Genomic DNA, 6,879 nt, shown 5'->3' on the forward strand with positions numbered 1-6,879 from the left:
TTAAGAAGAAATGAATATAGGATTGAGAGAGCAGTAGTTCTCTCTTTTTCACTTTCATTGCTGAACAGGATCAGAAAGTTTCTAAAGTGATAGGGAAGTTGCCAAGAAGGTTAGAAGGGAGATGATAAGGGAAAGAATAGATAGTAGAAGCTCAAAGAGCCTTCCTTCATGATACCCTAAAGAGGTAAGAAAAAAGGAGGGTTATGAAATGGACTTCAAGGAGTTGTATGACAAAGTGAGAGGGATCGTACTGAAGTGTCGCCGGGAATATTATGTCCACCTGTGGGAGTTAAGTGATTGGGACCAAGAAGGGATGCTGGTCTTATATGAATTGGTGAGTCGCTATCCGCAACTGGTAGAGTCAGAAAGTCGTCTCTATGTTTACTATAAGACCAAGTTCCGTAATCACATCAAGGACATCCTGCGCAAACAAGAAAGCCAAAAGCGCAAACTAGACCGTCAAGCCTATGAGGAAGTGAGCGAGATAGGTCACAAGCTCAGCCTGAAAGAACTCTATTTGGATGAATTGGTGATTCTCCGAGCCCAACTAAAGAGCTATCAAAAACAGCTAAGTCCAGAGAAACAAGAACAGTATGAGCGCTTACTAGCAGATGAACGGTTTCAAGGACGCCAAGCGATGCTTCGGGAGTTACGGGCCTACTTACAAGATTACGATGAAAGAAAAAGCTAGAGGAAAATAAAAAAAGATGAAAAAAAGTATTGACAAGAAGAGGAGGAGGTGATATACTAAGATAGTTGTCGCTTGAGGGCGATAAAGACCTTTGAAAACTGAACAAGACGAACCAATGTGCAGGCGACTGTTGAGAGACAGTCCGTCAAACAAAAGAAAAATAAATCTGTCAGTGACAGAAATGAGTGAGAGCTCAAACTTTATATGAGAGTTTGATCCTGGCTCAGGACGAACGCTGGCGGCGTGCCTAATACATGCAAGTAGAACGCACAGGATGCACCGTAGTTTACTACACCGTATTCTGTGAGTTGCGAACGGGTGAGTAACGCGTAGGTAACCTGCCTGGTAGCGGGGGATAACTATTGGAAACGATAGCTAATACCGCATAAGAACATTTACTGCATGGTAGATGTTTAAAAGGTGCAAGAGCATCACTACCAGATGGACCTGCGTTGTATTAGCTAGTTGGTGAGGTAACGGCTCACCAAGGCAACGATACATAGCCGACCTGAGAGGGTGATCGGCCACACTGGGACTGAGACACGGCCCAGACTCCTACGGGAGGCAGCAGTAGGGAATCTTCGGCAATGGGGGGAACCCTGACCGAGCAACGCCGCGTGAGTGAAGAAGGTTTTCGGATCGTAAAGCTCTGTTGTTAAGGAAGAACGTGTGTGAGAGTGGAAAGTTCACACAGTGACGGTACTTAACCAGAAAGGGACGGCTAACTACGTGCCAGCAGCCGCGGTAATACGTAGGTCCCGAGCGTTGTCCGGATTTATTGGGCGTAAAGCGAGCGCAGGCGGTTAGATAAGTCTGAAGTGAAAGGCAGTGGCTCAACCATTGTAGGCTTTGGAAACTGTTTAACTTGAGTGCAGAAGGGGAGAGTGGAATTCCATGTGTAGCGGTGAAATGCGTAGATATATGGAGGAACACCGGTGGCGAAAGCGGCTCTCTGGTCTGTAACTGACGCTGAGGCTCGAAAGCGTGGGGAGCGAACAGGATTAGATACCCTGGTAGTCCACGCCGTAAACGATGAGTGCTAGGTGTTAGGTCCTTTCCGGGACTTAGTGCCGCAGCTAACGCATTAAGCACTCCGCCTGGGGAGTACGACCGCAAGGTTGAAACTCAAAGGAATTGACGGGGGCCCGCACAAGCGGTGGAGCATGTGGTTTAATTCGAAGCAACGCGAAGAACCTTACCAGGTCTTGACATCCCGATGCCCGCTCTAGAGATAGAGCTTTACTTCGGTACATCGGTGACAGGTGGTGCATGGTTGTCGTCAGCTCGTGTCGTGAGATGTTGGGTTAAGTCCCGCAACGAGCGCAACCCTTATTGTTAGTTGCCATCATTCAGTTGGGCACTCTAGCGAGACTGCCGGTAATAAACCGGAGGAAGGTGGGGATGACGTCAAATCATCATGCCCCTTATGACCTGGGCTACACACGTGCTACAATGGCTGGTACAACGAGTCGCAAGCCGGTGACGGCAAGCTAATCTCTGAAAGCCAGTCTCAGTTCGGATTGTAGGCTGCAACTCGCCTACATGAAGTCGGAATCGCTAGTAATCGCGGATCAGCACGCCGCGGTGAATACGTTCCCGGGCCTTGTACACACCGCCCGTCACACCACGAGAGTTTGTAACACCCGAAGTCGGTGAGGTAACCGTAAGGAGCCAGCCGCCTAAGGTGGGATAGATGATTGGGGTGAAGTCGTAACAAGGTAGCCGTATCGGAAGGTGCGGCTGGATCACCTCCTTTCTAAGGAAAAATCGGAAGCCATTGAGTTCGTTTTGTTTAGTTTTGAGAGGTCTTGTGGGGCCTTAGCTCAGCTGGGAGAGCGCCTGCTTTGCACGCAGGAGGTCAGCGGTTCGATCCCGCTAGGCTCCATTATCTAGGATGCAAAGAAATGACTTTCTTGTTCAACTAGATAAGATAGGATAAGCGTTCAACGGGTAAAGAAGTTGAACACGAACCTAATTAGCCCATTGAAAATTGAATAACGATATCAAATAGTAACAAGAAAATAAACCGAAACGCTGTGAATATTAATGAGTTTATGACTGAAAGGTCAAAATAAGGTTAAGTTAGTAAGGGCGCACGGTGGATGCCTTGGCACTAGGAGCCGAAGAAGGACGTGACAAACGACGAAATGCCTTGGGGAGCTGTAAGTAAGCGTAGATCCAGGGATGTCCGAATGGGGGAACCCAACAGGTACTACCTGTTACCCATATCTGTTAAGGATATGAGGAGGAAGACGCAGTGAACTGAAACATCTAAGTAGCTGCAGGAAGAGAAAGCAAAAGCGATTGCCTAAGTAGCGGCGAGCGAAAGGGCAGGAGGGCAAACCGAAGAGTTTACTCTTCGGGGTTGTAGGACTGCGAAGTGGACGTAAAGATTATAGAAGAAGACCTTGGGAAAGGTTGCCAGAGAGAGTAAGAGCCTCGTATTTAAAATAGTCTTTATACCTAGCAGGATCCTGAGTACGGCGAGACACGTGGAATCTCGTCGGAATCTGGGAGGACCATCTCCCAACCCTAAATACTCCCTAGTGACCGATAGTGAACCAGTACCGTGAGGGAAAGGTGAAAAGCACCCCGGGAGGGGAGTGAAAGAGAACCTGAAACCGTGTGCCTACAACAAGTTCGAGCCCGTTAATGGGTGAGAGCGTGCCTTTTGTAGAATGAACCGGCGAGTTACGTTATGATGCGAGGTTAAGTTGAAGAGACGGAGCCGTAGGGAAACCGAGTCTGAAAAGGGCGACTTAGTATCATGATGTAGACCCGAAACCATGTGACCTACCCATGAGCAGGTTGAAGGTGCGGTAAAACGCACTGGAGGACCGAACCAGGGCACGTTGAAAAGTGCTTGGATGACTTGTGGGTAGCGGAGAAATTCCAAACGAACTTGGAGATAGCTGGTTCTCTCCGAAATAGCTTTAGGGCTAGCGTCGACATGAAGATTCTTGGAGGTAGAGCACTGTTTGGGTGAGGGGTCCATCCCGGATTACCAATCTCAGATAAACTCCGAATGCCAAAGAATTATGGTCGGCAGTCAGACTGCGAGTGCTAAGATCCGTAGTCGAAAGGGAAACAGCCCAGACCACCAGCTAAGGTCCCCAAATAATTGTTAAGTGGAAAAGGATGTGGGGTTGCACAGACAACTAGGATGTTAGCTTAGAAGCAGCTATTCATTCAAAGAGTGCGTAATAGCTCACTAGTCGAGTGACCCTGCGCCGAAAATGTACCGGGGCTAAAACAATTTACCGAAGCTGTGGATACCTTTATAGGTATGGTAGGAGAGCGTTCTATGTGTGGCGAAGGTGTACCGTGAGGAGCACTGGAACGTATAGAAGTGAGAATGCCGGTATGAGTAGCGCAAGATGGGTGAGAATCCCATCCACCGTAAGACTAAGGTTTCCAGGGGAAGGCTCGTCCGCCCTGGGTTAGTCGGGACCTAAGGAGAGACCGAAAGGTGTATCCGATGGCCAACAGGTAGAGATTCCTGTACTAGAGTATAGAGTGAAGGAGGGACGCAGAAGGCTAACTCAAGCGTGCGAATGGAAGAGCACGTCTAAGCAGTGAGGCGTGGTATGAGTCAAATGCTTATATCTGTAACGTTGAGCTGTGATGGGGAGCGAAGTTTAGTAGCGAAGTGAGTGATGTCACCCTGCCAAGAAAAGCTTCTAGCATTAATCTATATTCTACCCGTACCGCAAACCGACACAGGTAGTCGAGGCGAGTAGCCTCAGGTGAGCGAGAGAACTCTCGTTAAGGAACTCGGCAAAATGACCCCGTAACTTCGGGAGAAGGGGTGCTCAGTTTAACTGAGCCGCAGTGAATAGGCCCAAGCAACTGTTTATCAAAAACACAGCTCTCTGCTAAATCGTAAGATGATGTATAGGGGGTGACGCCTGCCCGGTGCTGGAAGGTTAAGAGGAGTGCTTAGCGGTAACGCGAAGGTATGAATTGAAGCCCCAGTAAACGGCGGCCGTAACTATAACGGTCCTAAGGTAGCGAAATTCCTTGTCGGGTAAGTTCCGACCCGCACGAAAGGCGTAATGATTTGGGCACTGTCTCAACGAGAGACTCGGTGAAATTTTAGTACCTGTGAAGATGCAGGTTACCCGCGACAGGACGGAAAGACCCCATGGAGCTTTACTGCAGTTTGATATTGAGTGTCTGTACCACATGTACAGGATAGGTAGGAGCCAATGAGATCGGGACGCCAGTTTCGATGGAGGCGATGTTGGGATACTACCCTTGTGTTATGGCCACTCTAACCCGGTAGGTTGATCATCTACGGAGACAGTGTCTGACGGGCAGTTTGACTGGGGCGGTCGCCTCCTAAAGAGTAACGGAGGCGCCCAAAGGTTCCCTCAGATTGGTTGGAAATCAATCGTAGAGTGTAAAGGTAGAAGGGAGCTTGACTGCGAGAGCTACAACTCGAGCAGGGACGAAAGTCGGGCTTAGTGATCCGGTGGTACCGTATGGAAGGGCCATCGCTCAACGGATAAAAGCTACCCTGGGGATAACAGGCTTATCTCCCCCAAGAGTTCACATCGACGGGGAGGTTTGGCACCTCGATGTCGGCTCGTCGCATCCTGGGGCTGTAGTCGGTCCCAAGGGTTGGGCTGTTCGCCCATTAAAGCGGCACGCGAGCTGGGTTCAGAACGTCGTGAGACAGTTCGGTCCCTATCCGTCGCGGGCGAAGGAAATTTGAGAGGATCTGCTCCTAGTACGAGAGGACCAGAGTGGACTTACCGCTGGTGTACCAGTTGTTCTGCCAAGAGCATCGCTGGGTAGCTATGTAGGGAAGGGATAAACGCTGAAAGCATCTAAGTGTGAAACCCACCTCAAGATGAGATTTCCCATGATTTTATATCAGTAAGAGCCCTGAGAGAAGATCAGGTAGATAGGTTAGGAGTGGAAGTTGTGTGAGCAATGGAGCGGACTAATACTAATAGCTCGAGGACTTATCCTAGATTAGTTACTAAGGGTGTAAAATCCACTTGAGAAATAGGGAATGGGAGTAGTGTTCGATGAACACCAGACTATTTATCTTTTTTCCAAGGATTTAGCCCGAGTACAATTTTATTGAGAGCACAGAATGTTTAGTTTATGCTTGAAACGATTTGAGAGCGTTATTCAATTTTGAGTGGACGAAATATCCAGTGGATGTTTTAGCTTGGGAGATAGAGGAAGCGAAGCTTTCGACCGAGTCCATTCATATAGTTAAGTGACGATAGCCTAGGAGATACACCTGTACCCATGCCGAACACAGCAGTTAAGCCCTAGAACGCCGGAAGTAGTTGGGGGTTGCCCCCTGTGAGATAAGGTAGTCGCTTAGCAAAGGGGAGTTTAGCTTAGTTGAAATGGAGAGGGAATCGACATTTCAATCGGTGGATAAGAGAAACGAAGTTTCTCACCGTTGGCTGAGCTAAACTCCATCCCAAGGGAGTTTAGCTCAGCTGGGAGAGCATCTGCCTTACAAGCAGAGGGTCAGCGGTTCGATCCCGTTAACTCCCATCATTCTAGAAAGAATAGGTCCCGTAGTGTAGCGGTTATCACGTCGCCCTGTCACGGCGAAGATCGCGGGTTCGATTCCCGTCGGGACCGTTTTAGTGTATAGAGATACATTAGAGAGACTCGTTAGCTCAGTTGGTAGAGCATTTGACTTTTAATCAAAGGGTCACTGGTTCGAGCCCAGTACGGGTCATAGTCACAGGCGGGTGTGGCGGAATTGGCAGACGCACCAGATTTAGGATCTGGCGCTTAACGGCGTGGGGGTTCAAGTCCCTTCACCCGCATAGAAGATAAGCCGGCTTAGCTCAGTTGGTAGAGCATCTGATTTGTAATCAGAGGGTCGCGTGTTCAAGTCATGTAGCCGGCATAAGAAGAAAAGGATGCGAACGTAGTTCAGTGGTAGAACATCACCTTGCCAAGGTGGGGGTCGCGGGTTCGAACCCCGTCGTTCGCTTGAGGTAGCCGGGGTGGCGGAACTGGCAGACGCACAGGACTTAAAATCCTGCGATTGGAAGCAATCGTACCGGTTCGATTCCGGTCCTCGGCATAGGAAAGAGCACCCTTAGCTCAACTGGATAGAGTACCTGACTACGAATCAGGCGGTTAGAGGTTCGACTCCTCTAGGGTGCATAGGGAAGAAGTCTGAGGGCTTCGGTTTTTCTACCTAT

General features: G+C 49.1%; 1 protein-coding gene, 9 tRNA genes and 3 rRNA genes. All 13 read left to right on the top strand.

Features of this window, described 5'->3' with window-relative positions:
* Positions 1 to 208 precede the first annotated feature (208 nt).
* Positions 209 to 691, top strand: a complete 483-nt coding sequence (locus HMPREF1514_RS08695; protein ID WP_037598771.1) for a sigma-70 family RNA polymerase sigma factor — start codon at positions 209 to 211, stop codon at positions 689 to 691.
* 200 nt (positions 692 to 891) lie between these two features.
* A 16S ribosomal RNA gene (locus tag HMPREF1514_RS08700) occupies positions 892 to 2,447 on the top strand.
* Between the two features lie 56 nt (positions 2,448 to 2,503).
* A tRNA-Ala gene (locus tag HMPREF1514_RS08705) sits at positions 2,504 to 2,576 on the top strand.
* A 190-nt stretch (positions 2,577 to 2,766) separates the two neighbouring features.
* Positions 2,767 to 5,669 (top strand): 23S ribosomal RNA (locus HMPREF1514_RS08710).
* Between the two features lie 251 nt (positions 5,670 to 5,920).
* Positions 5,921 to 6,036 (top strand): 5S ribosomal RNA (gene rrf, locus HMPREF1514_RS08715).
* The 16S, 23S and 5S rRNA genes sit together here with 9 tRNA genes alongside, the layout of an rRNA operon.
* A gap of 105 nt (positions 6,037 to 6,141) precedes the next feature.
* A tRNA-Val gene (locus tag HMPREF1514_RS08720) sits at positions 6,142 to 6,214 on the top strand.
* A gap of 17 nt (positions 6,215 to 6,231) precedes the next feature.
* Positions 6,232 to 6,304, top strand: a tRNA-Asp gene (locus tag HMPREF1514_RS08725).
* A gap of 27 nt (positions 6,305 to 6,331) precedes the next feature.
* A tRNA-Lys gene (locus HMPREF1514_RS08730) sits at positions 6,332 to 6,404 on the top strand.
* Positions 6,405 to 6,413: 9 nt separating this feature from the next.
* Positions 6,414 to 6,495, top strand: a tRNA-Leu gene (locus HMPREF1514_RS08735).
* Between the two features lie 10 nt (positions 6,496 to 6,505).
* A tRNA-Thr gene (locus HMPREF1514_RS08740) sits at positions 6,506 to 6,578 on the top strand.
* A 15-nt stretch (positions 6,579 to 6,593) separates the two neighbouring features.
* A tRNA-Gly gene (locus tag HMPREF1514_RS08745) sits at positions 6,594 to 6,665 on the top strand.
* 7 nt (positions 6,666 to 6,672) lie between these two features.
* Positions 6,673 to 6,758 (top strand) — tRNA-Leu (locus tag HMPREF1514_RS08750).
* A 9-nt stretch (positions 6,759 to 6,767) separates the two neighbouring features.
* Positions 6,768 to 6,841: transfer RNA gene (locus HMPREF1514_RS08755), tRNA-Arg, on the top strand.
* The last annotated feature ends 38 nt before the right edge of the window (positions 6,842 to 6,879 follow it).

Origin of the sequence: Streptococcus sp. AS20, assembly GCF_000524255.1 — a bacterium.
GTDB lineage: Bacteria > Bacillota > Bacilli > Lactobacillales > Streptococcaceae > Streptococcus > Streptococcus constellatus.

Coding starts and splice junctions, on each gene's coding strand:
- HMPREF1514_RS08695 (WP_037598771.1), top strand. CDS start 209: ATGGACTTCAAGGAGTTGTATGACAAAGTGAGAGGGATCGTACTGAAG.